This is a genomic window from Amycolatopsis oliviviridis, from assembly GCF_014654365.1.
In the GTDB taxonomy this organism is placed as follows: Bacteria; Actinomycetota; Actinomycetes; order Mycobacteriales; family Pseudonocardiaceae; genus Amycolatopsis; species Amycolatopsis oliviviridis.
In genome coordinates, this window is sequence record NZ_BNAY01000008.1 from 289,313 (window position 1) to 315,695 (window position 26,383).

Here is a 26,383-nt window from a genome sequence, read left to right on the forward strand (position 1 = left end):
GTCACACGGAAGTGATGACGCACGGGCACTGCCAAGCGCCACCCGGCATTGATGGAATTCGGCCATGATCATCCACAGGAAGGCCCGGCGATGACGACACGTACTCTTTCGGCCGCACGGTGGCGCCCCCGGCGTTCTCTAGCGGCCGTGGCCACCGTGGCCGCACTGGTGACCACCCTGACCGGCGCCGCCGCGGCGGCCGCGGTCACGGCCCGGCCGGCGGGCGCCGCGGTGGCCACCGCGGACAAACCGGTCACCCACAAGGACAACGATCGTGTCCCCGAGGGCGCGGCGTGGACGCAGCACTACTTCCCGTCTTCGGACGGGTCCACTGTGGAATTGCACGCGGACGTGCTGCGTCCGGAAGGCGTGCCCGAGGGGCGGAAACTGCCGGTCATCCTCTCCATCGGACCCTACTTCGGGCATTCGGGTCAGCTGGCCTTCGAGCACCCCGCGCACACCGGCCCCTCGGGCCGGTTCAACGACCTCATCGAAGGTGCCGATCTGCTGGGCCGCGGCTACGCCCTCGTCTTGGTCGACCTGCGCGGCTTCGGCGGCTCCACCGGCTGCCTCGACGCCACGGGTCCCGGCGACCAGGCCGACATCAAGGCGGCGATCGACTGGGCGGCGAGCCGTCCGTGGTCCACCGGCGCGGTCGGCATGTACGGCAAGTCCTTCGACGCCATGACCGGCTTGGTCGGCAACAACCTGAACAACGACGCCCTCAAGGCCGTCGTCGCCCAGGAACCCATCTGGGACCTGTACCGCAACATCCGGTCCAACGGCGTACCCCGCACCACCGCGGTCAGTATTTCCAACGCCTACGAGAAGATCGCCACCCTGCCGCAGCTGCCCGACGACGAGGCCCGCTACCGCGCCGCCGCCGACTACGAGAAGGCACACCCGGAATGCCTTCTGACGAACCGCTTGGGGTATCAGACCGCCGACCCGGACTCGGAGTACTGGAAGGCCCGCGACTACGCGAACCTGGCCAAAGGCAGTGACACCCCGCTGTTCTTCACCCAGGGCATGGCCGAATGGAACACCGAACCCGAGGCGATGCAGGAATTCCTCGCCAACCACCAAGGCCCGGAACGCGGCTGGATCGGCCCGTGGGATCACGTGCGTGGCAACGAAAAGGCCGAGGACGGACGGTTGAAGATGGGCCGTGAAGGCTGGTTCGCCGAGACGATGTCGTTCTTCGACCAGTATCTCAAGGGCGTCCAGCCCTCGGTCCAGTACCCGAACTACGCCGTCCAGGACAACAACGGCACCTGGCGCGCCCAGGACACCTGGCCGGTGGTGAGCGAGTCCGCCACCATCCCGCTCAAGGGCGGTTCCTATGTGGACAGTGGCGCCGAAGCCGGTCCCGCCCCGGACGACAGCTTCGTCCACTGGTCCGCGCCACTCGGGCAGGCCACCCGGGTGACCGGCACACCGCGGATCTCCTTGAACACCGCCCAGGGCTTCGGCACCGTCATGGTCCGGCTCCACGACGTCGCCCCGGACGGCACCGCGACCGTGTTCGACGAACAGGTCTCCACGATCGGACCGGGGAACACGACCTTCGACTTCAAAGCCGCCGATTGGACCCTGCCCGCCAGCCACTCACTGGCCGTCGAAATCGGCACCACGCAGGCCAACGTCCTCGGCGACTGGCTCGACACGCCCTCCGGCAAGACGATCGGCATCACCGGCGCCGAGCTCGAACTGCCGTTGGACAGTCCTTCCGACGATCAGGCCACCCCCGGCGCTCGGGCGCCCTATCTGGACACGTATCTCCTGCTCAACAAGACGAAACCGGCCCCCGGCAAACCGTCGTTCACCCTTTCGGGCCAAGGCGAGGACGGCTGAGCCCGCCGCCCACGACGCCCTGAAACCGGCAGATGGGCAAGCGCGCATCGGGCGTTTCATCGGTATTTCATCAACGCTCCCTACCGTTCGACGGGAAAGATCAACAGTGGGGAGAAACCGATGAAGAGATTCAGAACCCGCTTGTTCACGACCGCCGTCCTGTCGGTCGTCACCCTGGCAGGCGCGATCGCCGGTCCGGGCGCGGTGGCGCAGGCGGCCGCCGCCCGGCCGGACGGCGAGTGCGGGCCGGTCATGTTCGTCGTGCCGGGCTACCGGGACGGCGGCGCGCAGAAACTCCTGGATCCGGCACTCGCTCCGGGCGGCGCCAATCCGGTGCGCATCCCGTACCCGAACAGCGAAGCGGACATCAACCTCTACACCGACGTCGACGCCGGCGTCGCCAACCTGAGGACCGCGCTCTACAACCTCTACGTCACCTATGGCTGCAACCTCGACACCAAGGTGTACATCGTCGGGTTCAGCCTCGGCGCCCTCGTCGCGGGCACCGTCCTGGAGACCGAGCCGCCCGGGCGGAACGTCCAGGGTGTGCTGTTCGCCGACGGGCGGCGGCAGCCGGTCGAGTCGAACTGGCCGGGCGACCCCGGCGGGCTGATCGGGCACCTGCCCGTGCCCGGGCCCGGCGGCGCCGGTTTCCGGCCGCTGGATTCGTTCCGATATCCGACGCTGAGCCTGTGCAACGGCCCGAATTCCGCGGGCGGCGCCGATTTGATCTGTTTCGGCGGCACCAATCTGGACAGCTACTTCACCTCGCATCCGTATTACAGCTTCGAAGTGGGCAACGAGCTGAACATTCACGGCGAAGGCCCGTACCCGAACAACCTGCGCAACCGCGTCATTCCGTAACCGGCGCGGCGTGATCCACGGTCGCCGGTGCGTCGCCCAGGTGGCGCACCGGCGCTGCCCTACCCGCAAAAGCCGGACATAACAACCTTTTCGCCTCCGCCGACCTGGGAGGTTGCCCGCCAGGCCGAGGCTTGCCCCTGGGGACAGGACGGGCCGGACCTTCGGGCAAGCCTGCGCCGTACGAGCCCCCAGGCGCAACCCGATCGCCGTTCTCACGTCTTCCGGACAAAGCTTCAGAAAATGACGCGAGAGGGGCGCAGCAATGAAATTCACCGCGAAGAAGACCATCAAAATGGCCATTGTGGGCGGGGCGGTCGCCGCCACCGCACTCCTTTCCGCGTGCAGCGGAAACGGTGTCGCCGGAAATGGATCCCCGGTGCGGAACGCGGCGGAGACGGCAGCGGCCGAGCAGGTTCCGGAAGGCGCGGGCCAGGGGGCGGCCTCGGGCGGGACCGGCGGATCCGGTGCCGCGACGTCGAACGGTGACGTCAACTGCAGCACACGCGGTGGTCAGGTCGGCGCACCCGGCAGGCAGAAGATGGACCTGATCGCGGTGGCCGCCACCGACGGCACCACGCCGGGCTGCACCGAGGCGTTCAACGTGATCGCCGAGTACTACCAGAAGCTGCCGCAGGCCGAGGGCCCAGGCGAGCGCGTGCTCGACGTCCAGGGCCGCTGGACCTGCGCCCGCCAGGCGGACGCCGCGGGTGCGCAGGGCGCGGTCGTCTGCGGCGTGCCCAACGACTCCCTGCAGCTGGAGACCCGGCCCTCGGGCGGCACCGGGCAGGCTCCCGACAAGCAGGTCCGCAAGTTCCCGAACTCCACCCACTCGGTGCAGTTCACCGGATACGACGCCGACGTGCGGATGGCCCGCTTCCAGCTGACCGTCCCCGGCAAGGGCGGCGACGCCAGGCCGATCGACGGCAAGACCTACCGGCTCTCGCTGCAGCCGGGCGGCAAGGTGTTCAGCGCGGCCACCCTGTGCCCGAGCGAGTCGGGCACGGTCACCATCGACGACGCAGGCCTCGGCAACGGGCCTTGCAGCCAGGACAAGCTGATCCAGCAGCTTCAGGAAGGCAACCCGGTGCGTGCGCAGATCAGCGTGAACGGCGACGACCAGATCTCCTCGGTCAAGGAGATCTACCACCCCTGATCCCTCGCACGGGAGGCCGGCGGCCGGGAATCACCCGGCCGCCGGTTTTCGTGCCGTCGCTCAGAGCCACGCCTTCAGATCGGCCAGGTCCACCACGGGCATGCCCCAGCGCAACGCCGCGACTTCGAGGTCGGCGCTGCCCGCCATCGTGCCGTCGGGATTCATCACCTCGCAGCACACCCCGACCGGCGGGAGACCGGCGGCGGCGCACAGCGCGACGGTCGCCTCCGTGTGCCCGGACCGTTCCGCAAGCAATCCCGGCCGCGCGGCGAGCGGGAAAACGTGTCCAGGGCGCAGGAAGTCCGCGGCGGTCGCCGCCGGATCGGCCAGCTTCCGCACGGTGGCGGCACGTTCGGCCGCGGACACCCCGGTCCCGGTCCCCGCCGCCAGGTCGACCGGTATCGACCAGGCCGTCCCCTGCCGGTCGCCCTCACCCGGCATCGGCGCGATCTCCAGTCGCCGCAACACTTCCGGCGCGCACGGCACCGCCGGGAAACCACAGACCTGGGTCAGCAGGAAGGTGAACGACTCGGGACGGAGCCGGGCGCCGGCGAAGATCACGTCGCCCTCGCCCTCGGTTTCCGGATCCCAGACGACGACCCCGCCACCCGCGGCGAGCTGGCGCAGCACCTTCTCCACGCCGACGCGTCCGTCGACGTGGCCTGCCCACGGCAGCCGCGGCAACACCTTCGCCACCGACGACGGGGGCGACTTCTCCACCAGACGGCAGACCAGGTCGAGTTCCAGATTGACCCGGTCACCGGCCGTCAGCTCGCCGAGTGTGGTGGCCGAGCGGGTCATCGGCAGCAGCACGACCGAAATCCGGTCCCGCAATACCTCGGCGATGGTCACGCTGACCCCGTCGAGGGCGATCGGCGACTTCGCGATCAGCCTGTCCAGCAGGCGCACCGGCGGCCGGATCCAGATCCGGCGGGCACCGCCTTCGTCGTCGATCCGCAGCACCTTGCCGACCGCGTCGACGTACCCCTGGACCAGATGACCGTCCAGCGGGTCGCCGATCTGAAGCGGCGTCTCGACGTTGACCGCGTCCCCTGCGGCGAGCGCGTCGAACGTCGAACGACGCCGGGTCTCCGCGGAGAGCACCGCCTCCAGGACGCCGTCGACCGGCCGCACTGTCAGCCGTACTCCGCCGACACACACCGATCCGCCGTCCCCGACGCGATCCGCGCTCTTCGGCGCGCGCACGCGCAGCACGTCACCCTTGATCTCTTCGATGGAACCGAGCTCGCCGATTCGTCCGGTGAACATGAATAGACACCCCGTTTTGACGCCGTACCCCAGCGAAGCCCGGTGACAACCGGGCACAGGGGACGCGGGGTCTCACCGCCTGGCCCCGGAATCGCACCGGGTCGTTCCGCCCCGTCGGCGGAACCGGCCGGCTATACGGCCACACCGTGGAATCGCACCACGAACCGATCATAACCACAGCGAGGCACGGTTCTCGACCGATCGAATCCAGATGTTCCGAACATCTGATATAAACATCTGGACCGCCTGCCCTGGACGAAACCGGTTTCCCATGCGTGTGCTCTTCGCCGCCCTTGCCTCGGTCGGCCATACCTATCCCCTGATCCCCCTCGCCGTCGCCGCCCGGGACGCCGGGCACGAGGTGCGGTTCGCGGCGGGCGAGAACGTCCACCCGCCCCTGCGCGGCAACGGATTGCACCCCTTCCGCCCGGCAAACGCGTTCTACGAGATCTACGCCGAGGATCTCGAACCGGAGCTGGCCCGGCTCCGGCCCGACCTCGTCGTGCACGAATGGGGACAACCGGGGGTGGCCGTCGCCGCGGAGCGCGCCGGGATTCCGTCCCTCTGGCACGGATTCGGGCGCATGTTCCCCGAGGGAATCGGACTTCAGCGCCCCGCCGCACCCGACCGGCCGCATCTCGACATCTGCCCGCCTTCGTTGCAGGACAAGTACTTCCTCGCGTCGACGGAGCGCATCGAACTGCGTCCCGTGCCCTACTCCGAACCGGCGCCGTGGCGCTGGGAGAGGTCGTCGCGGCCGCTGGTCTACCTGACGCTCGGCACCGCGTTCGGCACGCCGGAGGTGCTCACCACGGCGATCCGGGGGTTGACCGCCCTGGACGCGCAGGTGGTGGTCGCTTCGGGACGGATCCGCCCGGAGGAACTCGGCGCGCTGCCGGACGACGTCACGGTGCGCGGGTGGCTCCCGCAGGCGGAACTGCTGCCGCACGTCGACGCGGTCGTGCATCACGGCGGCAGCGGCACGATGCTCGGCGCGCTCGGCGCCGGTGTCCCGCAACTGGTCCTTCCCCAGGGAGCCGACCAGTTCGCCAACGCCGAAGCCCTCACTGCCGCGGGCGCCGCGCTGAGCCTCCTCCCCGACGAGCTGAGCGCGGAAGCCGTCGCCGAGCGCACCCGGGAACTGTTGCCACGGCACGGAAACACCGAACACCGTGACGCGGCCCGCGCGATCGCCGGGGAGATCGCACGGATGCCGTCGCCCGACGAAGTCGCCCGCACACTGCCGGAATGGGCCGCCTGACGTCACCCGAGCCCGAGCACCTCGCGCAGCACGCGGCGCAGTTCGTCCTTGTGCCCGACGCCCACGACCCGCGTCAACGGGGACCGCGCGGCGAAGGCGACCGAGGGATCTCGCGCGGCGGCGATGCGATCGGCGGCGCGACCGGTCCCGCTCAGGACGACGACCGGCGTCCCGCCGCGAAGGCTGTGCCCGACGTCCCCGAGCGTCACCTCTCCCCCGTTGATGACGAGCGTGGCGACGGGCAGTCCCTTCGCGATCACGCGCGCCACGCTGGACAGCCAGGGCGATTCGTCGCCCCATTTCGTTCCCGGCACCGACACCAGATGCGTGTGACGCGGTTCGGGGAGCGCCGAACCGGGAGCGGGCGGCCGGGAGTCCGCCAGCGTCCCCTCGGCCGCCACACCGACCAGCGGGAACTCCGCGCGGACGGCGGCGCGGGCCAGGCCCAGCGCGCGCATCACCCCGGAATCGGTACCGCCGTCGACGACCGTGATCCCCGCCGAGGCCACGAGCGGGATCACCACGTCGCGCAACGCCGAGTCGCTCGCTTCGCCGTGGGCCGAGGACATCTTGGCGGCACCTCCGACGACCACGAGGACCCGTGAGCCGTGCCGGAAGCCGGCTTTTCCCAGTGCCGCGGGCAACGCGGCGAGGCTGTCCACGGAAATCCGGTTCACCGCACGGAATCCTACCGGCGCGCGCTCACCATTCGATGCCGAGCGCGGCGACCCGTTGCCGCTGCAGGGTGGTCGCCGTGGTGGTTCCCTCCGAAAGGGTCCGGAGTACCGACACCGCCGCTTCGGCGGCGGCGCGTCGATCCGCTTCGTCGCTGTCTGCCCGGAAAAGGAGTTCGGCGTACCGGAGCCGCGCCTCGGCCACCGCCGGCCGGAACCGGCCCGGTGACGCCTTGGCCACCCGGTCGAAGAGCTCGACCGCGCGGTGCGAGTCGGCGAGGGCCTGCTGGAGGTATCCCGACTCGGCGAGCCTCGCGGCGCGGCATTCGTGGGCACTGGCCAGCAAATGCTGATGTGCCCACGGATTCACCTCCGTCAGCTGCTCGCAGTGCTTCACCGCCTCGCCGGCCTGGGCCAGCGCCTCGGTATGGGCACCGGACTCGGCCAGGACGTCACTGAGCACCGGGAGCGCCGCGGCGAGATCGGGCCGGTAGTTCGGGTCGTTGTCCACCAGCCGGGTGAGGATGTCGACGGCTTTGCGCGCATCGGCGAGCGCAGGGGCGCCGTGTTCGCCGCGGATCTCGATCTTCCTGGCCGCCAGGTTGGCCAGCGCCGTCCCAGAATTGACCCCGACCGTCGACTCCTTGAGCTCCCGCACGCGCCGCTCGGCCTCTTCGGCGAGCGCATAGGCCTTCCCGGTCTCGCCGAGCTCACCGTGGATCCGGCTGCTGGTGATGAGCGCCTCGCACAGGACGTCGGCGTGTTCCGCGGCCTTGGCGGCGTACTGCCATTGGTAACCCTCGACGGCCCGCGTCACGGCGGCCTGTGCCGCCCGCAGATACCCGGCGCGGTGCTGGGCGACGCCGAGCCGCAGCTGGAGAGCCGGGTCACCGCGCCCCGATCGCCGCAGCGCGCTGGTCACGAGGAGCGTTTCGAGCCGGAGGATGGCCTGGTCGAGACTGACGTCGCAGGCCGACGGCGCGGGCAGCGCCGAGCGGATCCGGTCGAGCAGGGCGAGATCCATCACCTCGTCCTCGGCGAGCCCGACGACCGCGCCCAGTCCCTCCCCGCCGTGACGGCAGGCGAAGCCCGGATCGTCCTGGAGCAACGGTTTCACGCAGCCGAGGTAGAACGGGTAGGAGTCCGTCGAGAGCCGGGCCAGCATCACGAGCGCGTTGGCCATCGCGGTGCTCATGCCGTCGTTCCGCTGCCCCAGGTCGGGCAGTTCGCGCAGCAACCCGGCCGCCCAGTCCGGGTCCGGCTCGCCGGACGCCGCCGGGCTCCCGCTCAGCGTGTGCAGGACGAGCGCGTCGGCCAGCAGCGACGGACCGGGCCGGGGCAGAAAACCGTTCTCGCCCGGATAGAACGAGCGATAGCGATCGGAGAGCGCGGTCCACTCGGCGGGCTCGCGGATGATCCCGTGGTCGAGCGCCAGCTTCTGCGCCACTTGGTGCGTGCAGGGCCCGACCAGGGCCGTGACGAAGCACAGCCGGGAGAGGGCGACGTCGGCCTCTCCCGGCGGGTCACCTTTCCGGAACCGCGCCTCGTGGTCGAGTATCGCGACGGCCGCTCGCCGGGCGTCCGGCAGGGCTCCGGCCGGAGCGAGCACGGCGGCGACGGCGATCACGGGGATCTCCTCGACGGAGAGCTTGCTGATGACGGGCCTCGCCGGAGCGGGCAGGGTCGTGCCGGGCAGTTCCTCCCGCAGGACGTCGAAACAGCGCGAGAACACCATTTCCGGTGTCGGGTCGAGGACGTCCCTCGTGGCGATGACCTTGCGCGTCGCGTAGATCCGCCGCTGGGCCCATCGGGTGTGGCACTCCTGCCACCAGGCGCCCGCGCTGGGGGCGATGGTGAGCACGCGGACCGGTCCGGCGCCGGGGCGCCGGAGTACCTCGACCAGGCTGACCAGATGCTGCGGATGCCACGTGTCGGCGCGGTCCACCACGACGAGGACGCCTCGCCGGCCGTCGCCGGGCAGCTGTTCGATCAGCGACGGCGCGGTTTCGGGATCCTGCCGGGCACGGAAGACCGTCCAGCCCTCGGCTTCGCATTCGGCGGCGAACCGGTCGGCGAGCTGGATACGGGTCGCGTGGTCGCCGCCGCTCAGCAACATGACCGCGGCCGGGGCGGTCCCCTGCTGCCAGGTCCGCAGTTCCTGGTGGACATACGGACGGGACGTCGCCGCCCGCAGCGCCTGGTTCAGCAGCATCGAGGGTTGCCCGCGCCGCGGCGAAGGGCTGTCCCGGTAGCTGACGGGCTGGAGCCAGTAGGACCCGCTGCGCCCTTCGGCCACCGTGATGGTCACCAGCACCGGGGAGGCCTGCACGGTCGTGCCGACCGGACGGGGGATCTCGAAGCAGTCGCCGTCGACGGTGTGGACGACGACCTCCCTGCCCGCCGAGCGGTGGCGCCGGGGCGGACCGCCGCTCACGTCGTACCACCGGCCCGGGAGCCCGGGCGAGCTGACCTTCAGCATCAAGGGGGTGACGTCGTGCGCCTCGATGTAGAGGGCGGCGTCCTCCACGGTCCCTCCGACCAGCAGGTCGTCCCCGTCCCAGCGCAGGGCGATCCGCCGGTCCGGGAACTCCCGGGCCACCGGCCCGAGCAGGGTCCGCACCCGGCGGCCCGCCGATTCGGCACCGTCGGACAGCAGGTCTTCGACGCGGGGCGCGGGGATCACGTCGTAGGGCCGTTTGGCTTTCGCCATCAGCGTGAGGTGCCACGCCTCTTCGCGTTCGAGGAGCGACACCGGCAGCCTTCGGCGCGCCTCGATCACCCAGTCCGCGAGCGGATCGTTGTCGCCCTCGGCCAGGGACCGCAGCGGCCGGTAGAGCAGCTTCGCCGCCCGGTTCAGCCCGGTGGCCGACCCGGGGAAAGCGAGCCAGGTGACGCTTTCCTCCAGCCGCAGCGCGGAGGGCAGCGAGCGGTGCGCCGCCGCGATGACCCCGCGCAGACGCCGGATCGGATCGCCCGCGCCCGCGCGGCTCAGCCTCCCGGCCAGCGCCTCGCGCAGGCCGGGCAACAGCTCCTCGGCCAGCAGCACCGTGTCCGGCTGCCGCTTGCCGATCCAGGCGCTGAACCAGAAATCGGCCTCGGCCCCGACGTCGAGCGAGGTCAGCACGCCCAGGCGGACGGCGCGGACCAGTTCCGGTTCGATCGTGGTCGCGATGCTCAAGGCGACCGCGATTTCCACGTCACCGGGCCAAGGTTCTTCCCGGAGGGCATCGGCGAGGAGGTCCACGAGTTCGGTCATCGCGCCCCCGAACCGACGGCGCCGCGCACGGCGGCCGCGGTGGTCGTGCGGTCCCAGGACAGGGTCGGCATCAGCCCGCTCAGCCAGCCCGGCACCCGGCTCGCCGGGAACGGCAGCAGCGCCACGGGCGCGACGTCCCGCTCGCGCCACCGTCCGACGAGCCGTCGCCATGCCCGTCGATCGCAGAAGGTGTGCGGAAGGACGTCGAACGCCGAGACGATCAGGACCCGCGTTCCCGGCGGGCAGCGCAGTTCCAGGGCGGGGTCGGGAGACTCCGCGAAGAACCAGCTCACCGGCGTGGTCCGGCCGGTGAGCGCCCGGACGCCGGCGATCAGATCGGCCTGGTCCCGCTGGAACGGCGCCATCGCCTCGCCGCGGTCGAGCAGCAGCCGGACCCCGAACCGCGTGGTGGGCACGGGACGGCGGGGCAGCTCGCCGACCGGCCGGTTGGCGCAGATCCGGTCGATCAGCGCGGGGAGATCGATGTCCCCGCAGCGCTCACGTCTGCTCAACGCCGCTTGGAGGATGTCGCGCGCGGTGCGGTGCGCGAAAAGCGGTTCGTGCGGCAGGGAAGCGGGAGGCGGCTCGTAGCCGGGCTGCTGGAGCCAGACCGCGTCATGCCAGGGCGGCGGCTGATCGCCGAGATCCCGGTAGGTCGTGCGCAGCCTCGCCACGTATCCCTGCGAGGTGGCGGTTTCCGGTGAGACCGCGGCGTGGTTCGCGTCCCGGGCGGGCACCTGCGTGGGTTCGGGGCCCTCGTCCCGGGCGACGGGTGGGGTGACCCCGGGCACCGGACAGGTCGCCGCGGCCGTGGCGGTGTCCTCCCGGGCTCTCGTCCGCGAATCGGTCGCCGGGCCCGCGGTGGGCAGGCCCAGCAGTTCCTTGATCCCGGTCACGTCGGCGGGTCCCGGCGCGAGCAGGTCCACCGCTCGGACGAAGTCGCCCCACCAGACCTCGCTCACCGGGCTCCCCCGGCACCGGCGGGTCTGTCCGGGTCCTTGTCGAAGATCATGCCGATCAGTCCGGTGAAATCGTCGCGGACGTCCTGCGGCAGCCGGACGCAGGCGCGGACGGCGTCGAGGAATTCGGCCGTGCTCGGGGCCCGCCGGTGCTTGGCCTTGGCCGTGGTCTTCGCCGCGGCCAGCCGATCGAGCAGCAGGTCGACCAGTTCCGCCGGGGCGCGCTCCAGCCCGTCACGGTCGAGATGCCGCTCGACGATCCGGCGGAGATCGTCCTCTTCGTGCCCGGGCAGGCGGTGCACCACGCAACGGCGTTCGAAGGCGGGCGGCAGATCGCGTTCCCGGTTCGACGTGACGACGATGACGCTCCGGGCCGCCTGGGCTTCGGTCACTTCGAGACCGCCGGTCACGTCGGACACCGTGAACCTGCGGTCGGCGAGCGGCGACAGCAGGCCGTTGGGCAGATCGGGGTCCGCCTTGTCGATCTCGTCGATCAGCAGCACCGCCGGCCGGTCCCGGTGCCGCTCGTTCCAGTCCCGCACCGGTTCCTTGGCCCGTTGGGCTTCCAGCGCCGACGTCCGGTCGAACGCCCACCAGAACACGCCTGGCACCACGTAGTCGTTGTCGGGCGGGAGAGCCCGCTGCCCGCCGTGGGCCTGGGCGTCGCCCAGCCTGCGGACGCTGTCGAACGACCACAGCAGATCCCGCGCCTGGGTGCGGGCGGTCGTCACGTGCTCGTAGTAGCGGTATCCGCCCGTCGCGGCGATGTACCGCGCCAGGCTGGACTTCCCGGAACCGGGATCGCCGTACAGCAGCAAAGGCCGTTCCGTGGCTTGGGCGACCCGGACGGCGAGCCGCAGCCGATCCGACGGCAGATAACGCTCGCCCGCCTCGCTCAGGGAATTCTCGGTCAGGTGGCCGGTCATCGGGCTCCCCGGTTCCTCAGGTCGTTTTTGATGAGGGTCATCGTGGACTGCGCCTCCATCTGCCGCTGGGGTGGAATCAGCGGGATCGGGAGGTACCGGGAGCCCAGCCGGTCCGAAAGGCCGGTGTCGAGCGGCGTCTGCGCGCTCAGGGCGAGGACGACGATCACCTTCCGGCACCGGTTGTGGATCTCCCGGACAGCGTCGATGGTGGGGTGCAAGGAATCCGCCACCGTCAGGACGTACTGGGGATCCACCTGCTCGCATTCGGTCCCGGCTCCGTGCACGCAGGCCAGTTTCATGGCCGGGTTGTCCTCCTCTTCGTCGTCGAAGTCCAGGAACAGCCGGGCGACCTGGGCGGCGATCGCGTTCTGCCCGCCGTTGGCGATCGGGTCGAACTCGACGAGGTTGTACCCGCCGCGGCTGTGGAACGCGCGGGCGAGGTAGTCCTTGGCGATCTGTTTGCGCCGGGAATCCTGGTGGCTCCTGACCACCGGGATCGACGGCGACTCCCCGTCGACCCGGAGTCCGGCGGCCTCGTCGAGGGTGAGCCAGGTCGGCCCGATGATCGCGACGAGCCGCCGGTAGCGCTCTTCCAGCAGGCTCAGCCGGACGACGGCGGCCGCCACCTGACGGCTCAGCTGCGCGCGGATCAGGAGTTCCGCCAGCCGTTCCCGGGTCTGCAACCGGACCGCGTCGGTGGTGCGCGCCTCGCAGAGTTCCGGGAAGTACGCCCCGATCAGCTCGTCGGCTTCCAGGTCGGTCACCGAGAACAGGCCGGCGAGTTCTTTGATGGTCCGGTATTCTTCACGGTTACCGGTGTCGAGCGCGGGCAACTGCCCGTCGATCCACTCCAGGGCCTTGACCGCGCTCGCGAGGATCTGTTGCGCGTCTTCGCTTTCCGGGACCTCCAGGACCTGATAGTCCTTGAGATCCCGGAAATTCCGGTAGTCGGGCTTCGCGTCCAGGTCTTTCTTGGTGATCCCGATCAGCACGGCGAAGATCGCCTTCTGCTGTGCGGAAGCCCTGAGCCAGTTGTATTCCCGGGCGGGCCATTCCTTGACGACGGCTGTCGCGTCGAGGAGCAGCACCCCGAAATCGGCCGCCCGGAGAGAATGTTCGATCTCGGGACGCCACTGGGTTCCGGCGCCGATCGACTTGTCGGTCCAGACGGCGTAGTTCGGGCCGAAGGCCCCTTTGAGATCACCGAGAAGCCGTGCGGCCACCCCCGTGGTCTTGCTCGCGCTGTGACTGACGAAGATCCGCCAGAGTGGTTCGTGGTTCATGGTTCACTGGTCTTTCTCCGGGGTTTCCGTTCCGAGCCTGCGCAACCAGCTCTCGTTCTGCCGGGAGAGCACTCGCTCGCACGCGGTGACGAAGGCGTGGTCGGTCAGCGATTCCCGGTCGGTCACCAGTTCTTCGAGCAGGTCGGCCGTGGCGCGGTACTCCGCCACCAGGAACTCGTACTCCGCCTGGGCGGAATGGGCGGCGAGAGCGGCGGCCACCGTGGTGAGCACGCCGATCCAGGCGGTCAGCGCGTCGACGTGCAGCACACTCGTGAAAGCGAGCAGGCCCGCGGCCGCGACGCCGAGAATCGTTTCGAGGACACGGTAGCCGCCCAGTTTTTTCACGTACTGGTCCGCTTTGCCGCGGAAATACGGGATCTGTCCGTCTTCGCCGGTGAGTCGCGAGCACACATAGGAATCGACGTCGTCGACCTCGGGCAGCGGATCCACCGCGTCGAGGACGGTCCCGTTCGTCAGGTGGTTGCCCGCCTTGGCGCACAAGGCGTTCGCGTCGTCGAGCAGCCGCCGGTGAGCGATCCCGCGGTAGGGCGCGACACCGGAGAGGTACAGGAAGACCTGGGCCTTGAGCGCTTCCGATACCGACCGGGCGGTGGCCCAGTCACCCGGCGAGGCGGTGGACGTCCGGCCGCGGACGAAGGCTCCGGCTCCGACGGCGAGCGCGGCGATCACCGCCAGGGTGGTGGCGGCCGGGCGCGAAACCGCCGACAGCTGAGCCGCCGCGGTGCCCGCCACCGCCCCGGCCAGCAGCGAGAGGAGAGCCACCCGCCGTTTGCGTTCGACCTGGGCCTTCCCGCGATCGGCGGTCCTGGACCAGAGTTTCTGCCGCCGCCAGACGATGCCCACGACATCGAGCCGCGTGTTCATCTCCACAGGACCACCGCCATGGTGCCCAGGCCGATGAGCAGCCCGAGCGTGACGAGGACGATCGCGAGCACGAGCACGGACCACGTGGTCTTGAGAATCGGGGCGACACCGGTCAGCGCGGCGTGGAACCGCCCGAGTCGCGTCGTCGATGGCTGCTGTCGCACGGTGCGCCGCTTGGCGGCGGCCCGGTCGAGGTAGATGGCTTGGTTGCCCGTGCCGAGCCAGTTCGTCAGGCCCCGCGCGATCTCCTCCTGGGTCGCCTTCTCGTCGGCGGTGCCCAGGAGCAGATCCAGGATGGCGGTGAAGCAGAGGTCCTTTTTGGACTGGGGCACCTCTCGGAGGATCTCGTCGAGACGACCGGCCTGCCATCTGTGCCAGATCCGCCATCGCTCGTCGACGGAAAGCGAAACCCGGCCCTGGCCCGGAAGCGCCGCGGCGAGCTCGATCGCGGTCCGGGCGTTCATGATCCGCTGCCACACCGGCTCGGGGGGTGCCACCACGACGGGCTGCGGCGCCACCACTTCGGACGCGGTTTCGTAGGTCGAGGACGAACTGGGCTGCCCCTGCCGGGGCTTGCTGAGGGGCTCGTGCACCACCGCGGTGGTGACGGAAGGCAGGTCGTGTTCCACAGTGACGTGCTCCGGTTCGTCGGGTTCCGGGACGGGCTGGTCCTCCAGGTCGGGCAGCTTGCCGTGGACACCGCCCCGGGCCTCGTCTTCGTCGGATCGCGCCGTCTCCGACGGTGACTCCAGGGCCAGGTTCAGCCGCCGCGAGGCGAACTGGGCGAACCGGTCGGTGAAATCCTCGGCGCGCCCGGTGTGCTTGCCGATCTCCGCGCGCAGTTCGAACCAGTCGCGCACTCGCCGATGCTGATCGGCGGTCCCGGAATGCCAGATCTCGCGGAGGCTGTCGTACAGCCAGGCGGCGGCCTGCCGGTGCATCGCGCTCGCCGGCACGCGTCCCGCGAGGTCGGCGACGACGCGGTCGCCGGACGTCAGCTTGTCCGGCAACCGGCGCAGGAAGACGAACTGGAGCGACCGCTGGGGGACGAACCCGTCTTCGAAGCTGGAAAAGGTCCACGGCCGGGGCCGTCGCCCCACCGCCGTGACGAGTTCCTTGACCGCCTGCAGCGCGGCGGGCACCAGTTCGGTGTCGATCCCCGCGACGTCGAGTGCCTGGTGCGGATACTGGCAGGCCAGGGCCAGCAGCCCGATCAGGCGCTTGCGCGGGATGTCCGCGGAGCGGTGGAGCAACTCGATCCGGTTGGGCCGCGACCAGACCGGGAAGGTCGCGGGATCGCTCGGATGCAGGATGTCGTGGGAGTCCTCGGCCTGCATCCAGCCGCGCCAGAGGGTGGCGGGCAGCGCGATTTCGTCGAGCACGGACGCCGGGCCGACGACCGCGTGGCAGAAGTTCCGGCCGATCCCCGATCCCCCGGCGAGACGGCGGAGCACCGCCGCCTGCCCGTCTTCGAGGTGGGTGAAGGTGAAGGCCTCTTCCGGCGGGGTCCCCGTGCCGTCCTTCAGCCGATAGTGCGGCGCGAGCTGCTCTTCCCACCACGCCTTGAGCGGTCCGGCGTCGTCGCTGGCGTCCATCGAGCTGTTGACGATGCTCATGCCCACGGACCGGTCCTCGCGCACCAGGACGTGGTGGACGACCTGGCCGGTCACGGTGTCGCCGGTCACCGGCCGACTCTTTCGGCCTCGGCACCGTCGAGCACGTCGGTCATCGCCAGCAGGGCCAGGATGGGCTGCAGCACACGCATCGGCCGGACACCCCGCGGATACAGCTCCCGGCCGGTCTCCTCTTCCGTCGTCGCCGAGCCGCCGGTCGCGGAGACGAAATGCAGGGTGCACCGCGAAAACCGTTCGGCCACTTCGAGCATCGGTTTCGCCTGGTAGCGCTCCAGCACGGCGTAGACGTCGCGGCTCTCCGCCCGGAACTCGTCCGCGTGGAGTTCGCCCGAAACGTCCTCGCGCCGCAACCAGTGGTCGACCGGATAGTCGTACCGCAGTTCGTCGGCCTTGGTCAGCGCGATCGCCGCGGGGACCCGGCTGCCGTCCGACTTCCCGTGCAGGCGGGCGATCGCCCCGGCGAACGCCCGGTTGTCCTGTTGGGACGCCTTGAGATCGCGCGTGCTCTTCGCGTTGGGCCGCCACAACGGCAGTCCGCGCGCGGGGTCGTCGACGAACAGCAGCGCGTCCGCCCCGAGGACGAACTGCGCGCGCCGTTCGCTGGTCATGCCCCGCTCGACGAAGTCCTCGCCCTGGACGTCGAAGAAGATCAGCGGCCGGGTGGGTTTGCCGGGACGGCGGACCAGCAGATAACTGGTGAACGACCAATGGTCGGAGTCGGTCGCGCCCAGCACGTCGCCGCGGCGGAGCCGTTCCATCTCCTGCGCCGATTTCTCGTGCTGGATCTTGTCGGCGACCTCGAAGGTCAGGTCGTGCTCGTGGAGGCCGCCGCGGAGCATTTCCGACAGCATGGTGATCAGCAGATGGGTCTTGCCCGACGTGCTCCGGCCGACGACCCCGATGACGATCGGCGCGCCGTAGTCGTCGTGCACGGCGGGCAGGTAATGCGTCGGAGTGCCGTCCTGGGACGGATTCGGGCAACGGACGTAAGCCCGCGTCCTCGCGTACTGGTACTTGTCCGGGTTGGTCTGCCGGGACAGGTCGAGGGCTTCCCAGACGAGCTGCTGTTCCCGGACGGTCGGCCGGAACAGCTGCTCCGGCCAGGGAATCCGGTCGACGCAGATCGGGCACAGCACGATCCGCCGGGCGGCGGGCTTCGGTTCGGGGGGTTCGGGCTCGGTCATGCGGTCACCACCATCCAGATCGCGAGGCCGACGAGCATCGCGGCGCCGACCGCGACCGCGACGAAAGCGGGGATCTTCCGGTTGAGGGGAAGGACCGGTGGCGGTTCGGGCGGTGACGGCGGCACGGTCAGGACGGGAAACTCGTCCGTCGCGACGGGGTACCGCGTGTCGAAGGCGTACCAGCCCCGGCGCAGCGCGTGGTCGACGTCGATGGGGTCCGGCAGTTCGGCGTGCGCCTGCATGGCACGCACGACCTGCGCGGCGGACGGGCGGCCCGCGGCCTGGAGCGCGAGGGTGCCGTGCAGCTCGGCGTCCAGCCGCTTCTCCAGTTCGGCGGGCGCGGCCAGCTCCGCTTCCGTGGGCGGACGGCCTTCGAGCCGTTCGAAGTAGGCGACCCCGGCGGCCCGGATGTCGTCGGCGGGATCGGCGGGACCGGTGGGCAGCGCCCGGTTCGCCAGGGTGATCGGACGTGACCGCGGCTGTTCGTGCCTGCCGGCGGAGTGCTCGAAACCCAGCAGCTGGAAGCTGTCGGCCCGCCAGCAGAGCGTGCCGAGCTGCACCGCGCCGTGGACCAGGTCCACCGCGTGCACCGCGGCCAGCGCGCGGAACAGTCCCTCCCGGAACTTCCGGCGTTCGCTGACCATCAGGATCCGGCGCTGCTCGCCGCCGTCGGGCTCCTCGGCCTGGATGCTCGCCATCAGCACGAACGGTTCGACCGCGTCGAAGTCGTAGCCGACCAGATGCGGCAGTTCCGCGGGATACTCGTGGGCGTAGCGCGCCCACAGCCGCACCAGCGCCCGGATCTCGTTGTCCAGCTGACGTTCGGCGATCACGAGGTCTTCCGCGCCGCGGACCTCGGCGGGCAGGCGCTTGCGCAGCAGGCGATCCTCGCCGGTCGTCTCGACCACGTCGATCCTGAGCAGGGAGGTCGTGTTGGCGACCTCCGCCACCGGCCGCACCCGCCAGCTGCCCGGATCGCCCAGCGGGGTCATGCCGGTCAGCTCCACGTACTCGTCGTCGTCCATGTTCATGTCTCCTCCGGCTGGATTTCTTCCGCCTGGCGGACGTATTTGGTGAAGAGCGGGACCAGCCGGAGCACGCCGACCGCGTTGCCGCCGGGGCGGAGCAGTTCGTAGTCCGGGTCGAGCGCCGGATCGGGCAGGTCGGGCGGGGCGAAGTGCACCATCGTCACGTTGTCGAACGACAGGAGCCTCAGATCGCGGGAGCGGCACAGCTGCGGGAGAGGGCTGCGTGGCCCGGCGAGCAGGATCCGCCTGCTCTTCGCCGATTCGTGCCAGAGCTGACCGGTCAGAGCCTGGCGGTGCTCGTCGTCGGGGCGGCCCGGGGGCGGCACGGTGATGCCGTGGTGGTCGACGTGATGGTTGTACCGCGCGAGATGTTCCCTGGCCTCGGTGCGGCATCGCTGGTCGTCGCCGGTCAGCGGCGCGTCGACGGCGATCTCGCCGAACACCGGCCGCAGCACGTCGGTGGCGATCAGCGCGAGATCCCGCCGGAGCACGAGCGTGAGGCTCCCGGAGCTGTCGGGGACCGAGCCGGAACCGGGACCGAACTGGTCCGCGGTCTCCCCGAACGCCTTCGCGACGCCGTCGAGCGCGGCGGCCACGGTGAACAGAGAGTCCGCCAGCCGGGTCAGTCCGGCTATCGGCAGCCAGCGCTCGGTGACCAGCCGGTCCATCGTCCCCGTCAGCTCCCGGTGCGCCGCGGACGCGGCTCGCAGCGGCAACCGCGCCGTCCAGCGGGACACCGCGTCCCGCCACGCCAGCATCGCGGCGGACACGACCGCGGCGGCCAGGAGGAGGCCGAGGACGAGGGTCGCCGGGAACGTGGAAAGCCCGGGTGGCGGCAGGAACCTCAGCTTGTGTCCCACCGCCGCGCCCACCGCGGCGACGCCGACCACGGACAGCAGCAGCCGGGTGGCGTTGGCCGCCCGCGCGGGACCGCCGTAGAGCATCCGGTGCAGCAGCCCGATCCAGAGCACCACCAGCGCCGGTCCGACGACGACGCCGGACGACCCCAGCGCGGCCCCGGCGGCGCATGTCAGCAGGACGGCGGCGAGCAACGCCGCCATGGGATACGGCCAGACCTTGAACGCCGGCGCTCGCCGGACGCGTTCGGCCGCCCTGGCCGCGGTCTCGAAGCCGCCGCGCAGGGCCGGGTCGTCCGGGCGGATGAGCGCGTTGCCCTTCTGTTTCGCCTCCCTGGCCAGGCCGGGCAGTGGCCGCCCGGCGACGAGACCGGCCTCGACCGTCTCCTCCAGCACCTCCGCGAGCTCGCGGCTCCGCGGCGCGACCGGGGCGGGCAACCCGGCGTCGACGAGTTTCGCGGTCTGGGGCGGCCCGCCCGCGGCCATGCCGGTGATCGCGCTCGCGATCTCGCCCACGATCCGCAGATAGGCCGCGAGCGCGTCGCCCGCCTCGCGGAACACCTCCGCCGGGTTCAGCCGCCGCCGCACCAGGGTCAACGGACGGGACAGCACGTCGACGGCGTCGCGCGCGGCCGCCAGTGCGGAACCGGACGCCGCCCGGGCCCGGTCGAGCGGCGATCCCTCCTGGACCAGCGCGGTGGGATCCGCCTGGTGTCCTTCGAGGAATTTGTCGATGACCGAGTCGATCGAACCCGCGTTGCCCGAATCGCCCTCCGGGGAGGCGAGATGCCGCAGCGCGCGGACGCGCAGCAGCCGCAGGGTGGCATCCGGCACCGTCGCGTATTCGATGTCGAGTCCCGGGCTGACCGCCTGATGCGGGATCTGGCTGACGGCCTTGTGGACCCGGGCGAAGACCAGCGGCTGGCGCAGGGCGGTGAGGAGGTCGGCGAGCGTCACCTCCTCCGTCCGCTCGACCGCCCGGTGCGAGGCGCCGTTCCACAGCACCCCGGATTCGTCACCGACCCACAGCGTGACCCCGATGCTGCGCAGCGCGGCCGGGGTGCGCAGCATCGAGCCGCCGTCCTCGGCGTTCAGCGGACCGGTCGCGACGAGGACGACTCCTTCGAGCTGGGACAGGCCCGCGAGCCGGCGGAACGCGGCGTCGTGGGCGGGCAGATCCCGCACGCACGCCACCACGACCACGTAGCCGGGATACAGCTCGGCCACGTCTTCGTCGGCGGCTTCGAGCTGGGTTCGGTCATGGCCTGGCTCGCGCACGTCGAGCACGAGTACCGGGTCACGGGTCATCGGCCGTAGCCTCCGTGCAGTTCGTCGTGGACCCACCGGTGGAGGTCGGCGAGGTTGTCCTGGATCGGGTTGTTGACACTGCGGAACGAAAGCGTGAGCGCCTTCGGGAAGGTGTCGGTCCAGAACTCCCGCAACGCGGTCAGATGGGTGCGGCCGCTGGCGCCCGCCCGGTCGGCGAGCGTGGCGTCGATCTCCGCGATCTGCGCGGCGGGCAGCTTCATCAGCCGCTCGAACAGAGCCGAGGGCTGCCGCGGCGTGCGGTCGACCCCGGCGGGCACACAGGACGTCAGCTGGTCGCACAGATCGCGACGAATCTGCTCGTCGTCGGCGAGCACCCATTCCTCGTACGAGGTCAGCACGCTGGCCCAGCTGGACAACCTGCCGTAGGGCCGCAATTCCAGCCGCATGCTCACCTCGGCGGAACCGACGCCGACGGTGATCAGCCGCGGCGACTCCTCGTCCTCGTCCTGGCCGATGCGGACCTGGTCGTTCCAGATCGCGCACAGCAGGTGGTGGAGGATCCGCTCGCGGTGTTCCGACGTGGTCGCGAGATGACCGAAGTCGTACCCGAGGCGCTGCCGCCATTTCAGGAAGTCCTGGCGCTGCTCGTTGCGCAGCGCGTCCGACCAGTGCTTCAGCACCTCGCGGACCTCCGGCACCTCGGTCAGCCCCATCGAGGTCCGGAACAGCACCACGGCGATGGTCTCGGCGGCGATCGGCCGGAACTCCACGACCGTGTCCGCCGACCGGGGCAGCGCCACCTCCTGCCGCAGGTACTTCTCCAGTTCGGCGTCCTTGGTCGCCGCGGGATAGGAGAACAGGATGCGCAGGCGGCCGGTGCCGCCCGGCGCGAACCCGCCGGGCACGAGACCGGCGAGTTTCTCCCGGAACTGCAGGAGATCGTCCTCGGCCACCGAGACCCCGGTGCGGCCCGCCGCCGCCGCGAGGAGGTCCTGCAGCGCGGGCAGGAGCGGGCGGTACTGGCCGTCCCGATGGTCGAACAGCCGCTTGACGGCTTGCTTCGCGCGGTCGCGGACGAAGGCCACGGCGGCCGCGGGATCCCGGTTCGCCACCATGATCTCCCAGGCCTGGCGCCAGCCCTGCTCACCGAGGATCTCGTTCAGCAGGTCGCCCGGCGTCGCCGTGGGACGCAGGCGGCCGTGCGCCGTGTGGTACTCGACGAACCGGCGGAGAACGGCCTGGTAGAAGGAATCCAGCTCGCCGTGCCGGGGCAGCAGATAGGTGACGCCGACGCGCTGCTGGTAAAGCTCCTTCGCCCGCACGTGGAACCGGCGCGAGTCGGCCTCGGCGTGCCCGCGGAACGCCCCGGCCAGGGCCGTGATGTCCCGGACCAGGCTCTGCACCTTGCCGTCCCACCGGCTCGACTGGTCGTTCCACGCCGCGTTCCAGGCGCGTCTGGCCCGCCACGCGTACCACTCGTCCTGGCGGACGATCGAGGCGCGGACCGCGGGATCGGCCCATTTGAGCTGGCGAAGGAGTTTCTTCGTGATCCCGACCGGGGCGGGCGGGTTGAGCGTGATGCCCGCCGGGGCGGGTGGTTCGGCCCGGCGCAGGCCCACCAGCTTGCTGAACCCGACCGCGCCGAGGCCGTCGCCCTGCCCGTCCCCGAACACGATCCGGCTCAGCCGGAACACGTCGACCTCCTCCAGCAGCGCGCGGACCGCCCGGTGCGGGTCGAAGTTCTGCACCAGCTCGGGCACCTGGCCGGTCAGCTGCTGCTCCAGCGTGCGCAGCGCGGACTCCATGGTCCGGGCCCGGGTCGCGAGCGCGTTCTGGATGTTCTCCGTTCCGCTGGCCACCGCGGGTTCCTTGATGGGCAACGGCGCCCGGAGCCGCAGCGCGTCCAAGTTGGACTCTGTGAAGAATCGTTCGACCAGGTTCGCGTTGCTCTCGGCCTGTCCGGGCGGCGCGACGGCGAGTTCGGTGACCGCCGCGGCGACGAGCCGGGACGCGACGATGTCCGCGATGTCGTCGGCGGGGATCGTCATGGACGCGACCGAACTCGTCGACACGCCGCGGTTCCCGATCCCCGTGGACGCCGGGGTCTCCCGTTCGACCGCGCTGTTGATGAAACTGTCCGCGAACGACATGTAGTCGCGCCGGTCGCCGTACCGCAACGGGTCGGTGTCCCCGCCGATGTCGGTGCCCACCAGGGACAGCACCAGGGAGACGATCGAGCGGTGCAGGTCGTCCCGGCGCACACCCGCGCCCATGCTGAACAGGAACGCGGTCTGCACGGTGGCCGCGCGCAGCCGGATCTCGGACTGCCCCGGGTAGCGGACGGCCAGTGTCCCGCTCACCCCGGCGTGGTCCAGTTCGGTACCGGCCTGCTGGGCGTTCTGGTCGTCGACCAGCCGGAACAGGTCGAGCAGCGCGCGGCCCGCGTTGAGCCGGGCGGCCCGGCCGCCGCCGAGCCCCTCTTCGAACGCCGACGGCATGAGCACCAGCGGATAGATCCGTGCCCGGTAGTCGTTGCGGCTGAACGCGTCGCCGATCAGGTGCAGGTAGTCGTAGAACAGGCCGCTGCCCGTGCCACCCGCGACCGAGAACGCCACGAAGACGTCGCAGGACATCCCGCGGTGCCCGCCGCCGAGGACGGACAGTTCGCCGAGGGAGTTGTTGATGTTGCCGATCGCGCGGGTCAGCGGTGCCTGCGCGGGCGCCATGCCCGCCCGGAAGGTCTCGAAGAGCGCCGCCCGCCCGATCGTCGGCAACTGTCCCGCGCCGCGCGAGAGCGGCCCGATCCGCGGTTCGCCCGCGGGCTGGGGCAGCCACGGGGAGACGTAGTCGTCCGCGGACAGGCGCAGGCTCCGCGCCACCTCCGGATAGGTGTCGTGCTCCGGGATCAGGTCGCGGACCAGGTGCATGGTGCGTTCGGCGGCGGCCAGATGCTCGGGATCCGGCACCACGCGCCGTTCCAGGCCGCCGAACTCGTCCTCGCTCAGGTCCGCGTAGACGAACTGCAAACAGGACGGCAGCTGATACGGCAGGAAGTTCTTGCCCTGCATGACTTCCTGCAACGCGGCGCCGTCGGGGCCGCACAGTTCCTCGCGCAGCCGCCGTTCCAGCTCCGCGCCGACCCGGCAGCCGGTCCCGCCGAGGCCGACGAACATCATCGGCTGGTAGATCTGCATCAGGGGTGGTCCTTTCTCGGCGTTCTCAGAGCAGGTCCGTGTAGCGAGCCGCCGCGCCGAACTCGGACTCGCCCTGCTCGCCCTCGTGCTCGGCGGCGAGCGTCATCGCGCCTTCGTCCCGGATCTCGAGTTCGAGCCCCTCGCCCGCTTCGCAGCGTTCGCCGTCGTGCAGGAGATAGCGCTCGCCGTACGGGGTCAGCAGGGTGAACCGCCTGCCGTCGCGGGTGAGCCGGTACACCTCCTCGTCGTCCGGAGCGGGCGGCGCGAGCTGGGGCGCCACGCCGTGCCCGGACCGCAGCACGAACGGGAACCGCGTCTCCCCGCCCGCCGGCGCCGCGATGTCGCTGATCTGGCGGCCGCGTTGGAACAGGAACACCGCGAGCCCGCTGACGCGGCGCCTCCGGTACCGGGCCCGCGCCCACAACCCGAGCGCGGCGAGCACGATCAGCGCGCCGGGCACCCCGAGGTAGAGCCACCATGGCGTCGGTGGCCGCGGATAGCCGATCTGGATCGACAAGGGATAGTTCGCGAGCGTGGTCGCCGGGTTCGCGTCGTCGACCAGGCTCACGGTGAGCCCGTTGGTCCCGTTCGCGCTGTCCGCCGCGAACACGACGTCGAACGGGAAGTCCGCCCGGCCGGTGGCGGGCACCTCGAACACCGTGCGATCGCCCGGGATGCTGGCCTTGGTGCCCGGCGCCGGATCGGTGATCTGGAGACGGACCTTGGCCCGGACCCCCAGCAGGCTGTCGACGGTGACCGTGCCGGACACGGAACGGCCGGGCTCGACGAGGGTCGCCTGGTCCAGGGCGATCTGGGCCGCCAGCCCGGGACGGCCGTCGGACAGCGTCGTGAGCACGGTCCTCGTGTCCCCGCTGACGCCGATGCCCTGGACGCTGCCGACGAACCTGGCCGTCTTGGCCGCGGTGTCCGGGACGACGGCGGAGCCGGTGTAGACGCCGTCGCCGGCGCGGTCGTCGCCGTTCGTGCCGCCGTCGGCCATCGGCACCTCGGACGTGGCCGTCCCGCTCGTCATGGTCACGCTGAAGGTCAGGCCCGCCAGCTGGGCGGGGTCGCGGATCGGGCGGTTGCGGGTCTGCAGGGTCAGCAGGACCTTGACCCGCTGCCCGCGTTGCGGGGCGGGCGGGTCGACCGTGAGCGACGCCCGGACGGCGCCCTGCCAGAGCACGACCGCGCTCACTTCGATGTCGGGCACTCCGGGCAGCGACGTCAGCTTGACGGTCCAGTTCCCCGGCTCCGGGTTGCTGATGCGGAGAGACTCGACCGGCCCGTTCGCGCCGCTGCCCTGAAAGGCCGAATTCCCCAGCTGTCCCGTCTTCGGGACTTCGCGGCCGTGCGGGTCGAAGAACCGCACCGAGACGCGGGCGTCCTGTTTCACCACGACGATCGAGCCGTCGGTGGCGATCTCGGGCACGTTCAGCGCGACCGCCTCCTCTTCGCCCGCCCCGAGCCGTCGTCGCTGGATGTCCCCGCTGCCCGCGCAGCGCGCGGTGCCGAAGGCCTTGAGGAGGAACCCCGACACCGCGGCGGCGTCGGCGGCGACGGTCGCGGACGGCCGCGGGACCGTCGGACCGCAGGTGCCCTGGAACCCGCCCGCGGCGAAACGGTCGAGCTGGCCGCGGTCGACGTCGCCGAAACCCAGCGGCCAGACCTGGACCCCCGCCTCGACCGCTCCGCGCAGCGTGTCGTCGAGCCCTCGCGACGCCGCTTGGTTGCGCTGGTCCCCCGCGTTGTCGGGCCCGTACCGCGGACTCTCGGACACATCGAGTTTGCCGTCGGTCAGCAGGAAGATCATCTTCGGCTTCGTCGCCGAACCGGGCGGGCCGTCGCCGAGGTAGGCCATCGCCTGCTGCATGGCCGCGTAATGATCGGTGCCGTCGCCCTCGGCCTTCTCGCGCTTGCGGAGCTTCCTGATGCAATCGGCGAGACTTTGCTGGTCCTGCGCGGTCTTCACGGTGACCGGCGGGCATACGACGTCCACCGGGGACTGGTTCCCGTTGTCGCTGGCGAAGCCCACGACAGCGACCGAGGAACCGGGCGCGAACTCGCCGAGCGCAATCGTCGCGGCGGCTTCCCGCTCCCGCTCCAGATCGCCGGGGCCGATACTGCCCGATTCGTCGACGAGGATCACCAGCCGCGCGGGCTGGACCTGCGGCGGTTCCTGCTGACGAACGGAAAAGTGCCGGTCCGCCGCCTTCGGGAATTGCGCCTCGGCGGGAGTCCCGGCGACGAACGTCGCGAATATCGCCCACAGCGCGAGTGCCCGTACTGAGCGGGAAACGCTTTGCCCATGCGCCCTCGTCCGGACGCGGCGGATGATGAACAAGAAAAGCACCCCGCGCGATCGATGAAAGGTGAAGTGTCCTCGGCGGACACACGCAACTGTCGGCGACAGGACGACGTTCGTTACGCCTTACGGAGCAGGGGAGTTTTCTCGACAGAAAACGGGAAAGCGGCGTGTTCTTGTCCAACTTTCCGGCGGGGTATCGCGGTGCGATTTCGCCATGGCGAGCGCGAGACGCGGTGATCTTTTGTCCAAGATGGACTGTGACACCACATTTCACCCTCGCTTTGTTCGTGTCGTTTTTTCGAACGAATTCGAAATGCGTGACAAACTTCGCCATCGCTCAGATCGGGCCGGCACTCACCTTCTCGACCGCAAGTCGAAGTGCCGGGTTCGGATGTTGTGAAAGCCACCTTCGCAACGTTGAAGGTTGCGAAAGTGGCTTTCACAACGCCGTCGCCCCACCAGACCGCGCCGGGTCGGGGTGGTCGTGAGTGGTAAGTGTCGTTCTAACCCCACTTACCACTCACG

At 70.6% G+C, this 26,383-nt stretch carries 17 protein-coding genes; 4 read left to right on the top strand and 13 right to left on the bottom strand.

Annotation, left to right across the window (positions count from 1 at the left end; genetic code table 11):
• Window positions 1-147: 147 nt before the first annotated feature.
• From IE302_RS31355 to IE302_RS31365, 3 genes are all read left to right on the top strand, one after another.
• A complete protein-coding gene (locus IE302_RS31355; protein WP_229908042.1) occupies window positions 148-1,854 on the top strand; it encodes a CocE/NonD family hydrolase in 1,707 nt (568 codons plus the stop codon).
• A gap of 120 nt (window positions 1,855-1,974) precedes the next feature.
• Complete coding sequence (locus IE302_RS31360) at window positions 1,975-2,718, top strand: hypothetical protein (protein ID WP_191258042.1); 744 nt, start codon at window positions 1,975-1,977, stop codon at window positions 2,716-2,718.
• A 262-nt stretch (window positions 2,719-2,980) separates the two neighbouring features.
• Window positions 2,981-3,871 carry a hypothetical protein gene (locus IE302_RS31365; protein ID WP_191258043.1) on the top strand — a complete coding sequence of 297 codons (891 nt, stop codon included), beginning with the start codon at window positions 2,981-2,983 and terminating at the stop codon, window positions 3,869-3,871.
• 60 nt (window positions 3,872-3,931) lie between these two features.
• Here the strand turns inward: IE302_RS31365 and IE302_RS31370 are convergent, their stop codons facing one another.
• Complete coding sequence (locus tag IE302_RS31370) at window positions 3,932-5,140, bottom strand: 3,4-dihydroxy-2-butanone-4-phosphate synthase (RefSeq protein WP_191258044.1); 1,209 nt, start codon at window positions 5,138-5,140, stop codon at window positions 3,932-3,934.
• A gap of 271 nt (window positions 5,141-5,411) precedes the next feature.
• Between IE302_RS31370 and IE302_RS31375 the strand changes: the two genes are divergently transcribed.
• Entirely contained in the window at window positions 5,412-6,401 is a 990-nt protein-coding gene (locus tag IE302_RS31375; protein WP_191258045.1) for a glycosyltransferase, read from the top strand.
• A gap of 2 nt (window positions 6,402-6,403) precedes the next feature.
• Here the strand turns inward: IE302_RS31375 and IE302_RS31380 are convergent, their stop codons facing one another.
• The 12 genes from IE302_RS31380 to IE302_RS31435 are packed head-to-tail and all read right to left on the bottom strand — an operon-like array spanning window position 6,404 to window position 25,894.
• Window positions 6,404-7,078 carry a TRP family putative cation channel gene (locus tag IE302_RS31380; RefSeq protein WP_191258046.1) on the bottom strand — a complete coding sequence of 225 codons (675 nt, stop codon included), beginning with the start codon at window positions 7,076-7,078 and terminating at the stop codon, window positions 6,404-6,406.
• 25 nt (window positions 7,079-7,103) lie between these two features.
• Complete coding sequence (locus IE302_RS31385) at window positions 7,104-10,331, bottom strand: hypothetical protein (RefSeq protein ID WP_191258047.1); 3,228 nt, start codon at window positions 10,329-10,331, stop codon at window positions 7,104-7,106.
• Entirely contained in the window at window positions 10,328-11,293 is a 966-nt protein-coding gene (locus IE302_RS31390) for a hypothetical protein (RefSeq protein ID WP_191258048.1), read from the bottom strand. The genes IE302_RS31385 and IE302_RS31390 overlap by 4 nt, the downstream gene beginning before the upstream one ends.
• The gene (locus IE302_RS31395) at window positions 11,290-12,216 is read right to left on the bottom strand and encodes an AAA family ATPase (protein WP_191258049.1); all 927 of its coding nucleotides are present in this window, start codon (window positions 12,214-12,216) and stop codon (window positions 11,290-11,292) included. The genes IE302_RS31390 and IE302_RS31395 overlap by 4 nt, the downstream gene beginning before the upstream one ends.
• Window positions 12,213-13,499 (bottom strand): toll/interleukin-1 receptor domain-containing protein, encoded by a 1,287-nt coding sequence (locus IE302_RS31400; RefSeq protein WP_191258050.1) that lies wholly within the window; start codon window positions 13,497-13,499, stop codon window positions 12,213-12,215. Before IE302_RS31400 ends, IE302_RS31395 begins: the two co-directional genes overlap by 4 nt.
• A gap of 3 nt (window positions 13,500-13,502) precedes the next feature.
• Window positions 13,503-14,384, bottom strand: a complete 882-nt coding sequence (locus IE302_RS31405; protein WP_229908070.1) for a DUF4231 domain-containing protein — start codon at window positions 14,382-14,384, stop codon at window positions 13,503-13,505.
• The gene (locus IE302_RS31410) at window positions 14,381-16,069 is read right to left on the bottom strand and encodes a hypothetical protein (RefSeq protein WP_191258052.1); all 1,689 of its coding nucleotides are present in this window, start codon (window positions 16,067-16,069) and stop codon (window positions 14,381-14,383) included. The genes IE302_RS31405 and IE302_RS31410 overlap by 4 nt, the downstream gene beginning before the upstream one ends.
• The gene (locus IE302_RS31415) at window positions 16,066-17,202 is read right to left on the bottom strand and encodes a TRAFAC clade GTPase domain-containing protein (protein ID WP_191258053.1); all 1,137 of its coding nucleotides are present in this window, start codon (window positions 17,200-17,202) and stop codon (window positions 16,066-16,068) included. Before IE302_RS31415 ends, IE302_RS31410 begins: the two co-directional genes overlap by 4 nt.
• Window positions 17,199-18,227 (bottom strand): hypothetical protein, encoded by a 1,029-nt coding sequence (locus tag IE302_RS31420; RefSeq protein WP_191258054.1) that lies wholly within the window; start codon window positions 18,225-18,227, stop codon window positions 17,199-17,201. Before IE302_RS31420 ends, IE302_RS31415 begins: the two co-directional genes overlap by 4 nt.
• Before the next feature lie 2 nt (window positions 18,228-18,229).
• Window positions 18,230-20,395 carry a hypothetical protein gene (locus IE302_RS31425; RefSeq protein WP_191258055.1) on the bottom strand — a complete coding sequence of 722 codons (2,166 nt, stop codon included), beginning with the start codon at window positions 20,393-20,395 and terminating at the stop codon, window positions 18,230-18,232.
• The gene (locus tag IE302_RS31430; protein ID WP_191258056.1) at window positions 20,392-23,550 is read right to left on the bottom strand and encodes a tubulin-like doman-containing protein; all 3,159 of its coding nucleotides are present in this window, start codon (window positions 23,548-23,550) and stop codon (window positions 20,392-20,394) included. The genes IE302_RS31425 and IE302_RS31430 overlap by 4 nt, the downstream gene beginning before the upstream one ends.
• A gap of 25 nt (window positions 23,551-23,575) precedes the next feature.
• Window positions 23,576-25,894 carry a vWA domain-containing protein gene (locus IE302_RS31435; RefSeq protein WP_191258057.1) on the bottom strand — a complete coding sequence of 773 codons (2,319 nt, stop codon included), beginning with the start codon at window positions 25,892-25,894 and terminating at the stop codon, window positions 23,576-23,578.
• Window positions 25,895-26,383 lie beyond the last annotated feature (489 nt).

Excerpts from the sequence above, each read along its gene's own strand:
- IE302_RS31375 (WP_191258045.1), top strand. The coding sequence starts at position 5,412 with ATGCGTGTGCTCTTCGCCGCCCTTGCCTCGGTCGGCCATACCTATCCC.
- IE302_RS31405 (WP_229908070.1), bottom strand. The coding sequence starts at position 14,384 with ATGAACACGCGGCTCGATGTCGTGGGCATCGTCTGGCGGCGGCAGAAA.
- IE302_RS31425 (WP_191258055.1), bottom strand. The coding sequence starts at position 20,395 with ATGACCCGTGACCCGGTACTCGTGCTCGACGTGCGCGAGCCAGGCCAT.
- IE302_RS31370 (WP_191258044.1), bottom strand. The coding sequence starts at position 5,140 with ATGTTCACCGGACGAATCGGCGAGCTCGGTTCCATCGAAGAGATCAAG.
- IE302_RS31400 (WP_191258050.1), bottom strand. The coding sequence starts at position 13,499 with ATGAACCACGAACCACTCTGGCGGATCTTCGTCAGTCACAGCGCGAGC.
- IE302_RS31395 (WP_191258049.1), bottom strand. The coding sequence starts at position 12,216 with ATGACCGGCCACCTGACCGAGAATTCCCTGAGCGAGGCGGGCGAGCGT.
- IE302_RS31430 (WP_191258056.1), bottom strand. The coding sequence starts at position 23,550 with ATGCAGATCTACCAGCCGATGATGTTCGTCGGCCTCGGCGGGACCGGC.
- IE302_RS31420 (WP_191258054.1), bottom strand. The coding sequence starts at position 18,227 with ATGGACGACGACGAGTACGTGGAGCTGACCGGCATGACCCCGCTGGGC.
- IE302_RS31365 (WP_191258043.1), top strand. The coding sequence starts at position 2,981 with ATGAAATTCACCGCGAAGAAGACCATCAAAATGGCCATTGTGGGCGGG.
- IE302_RS31360 (WP_191258042.1), top strand. The coding sequence starts at position 1,975 with ATGAAGAGATTCAGAACCCGCTTGTTCACGACCGCCGTCCTGTCGGTC.
- IE302_RS31385 (WP_191258047.1), bottom strand. The coding sequence starts at position 10,331 with ATGACCGAACTCGTGGACCTCCTCGCCGATGCCCTCCGGGAAGAACCT.
- IE302_RS31415 (WP_191258053.1), bottom strand. The coding sequence starts at position 17,202 with ATGACCGAGCCCGAACCCCCCGAACCGAAGCCCGCCGCCCGGCGGATC.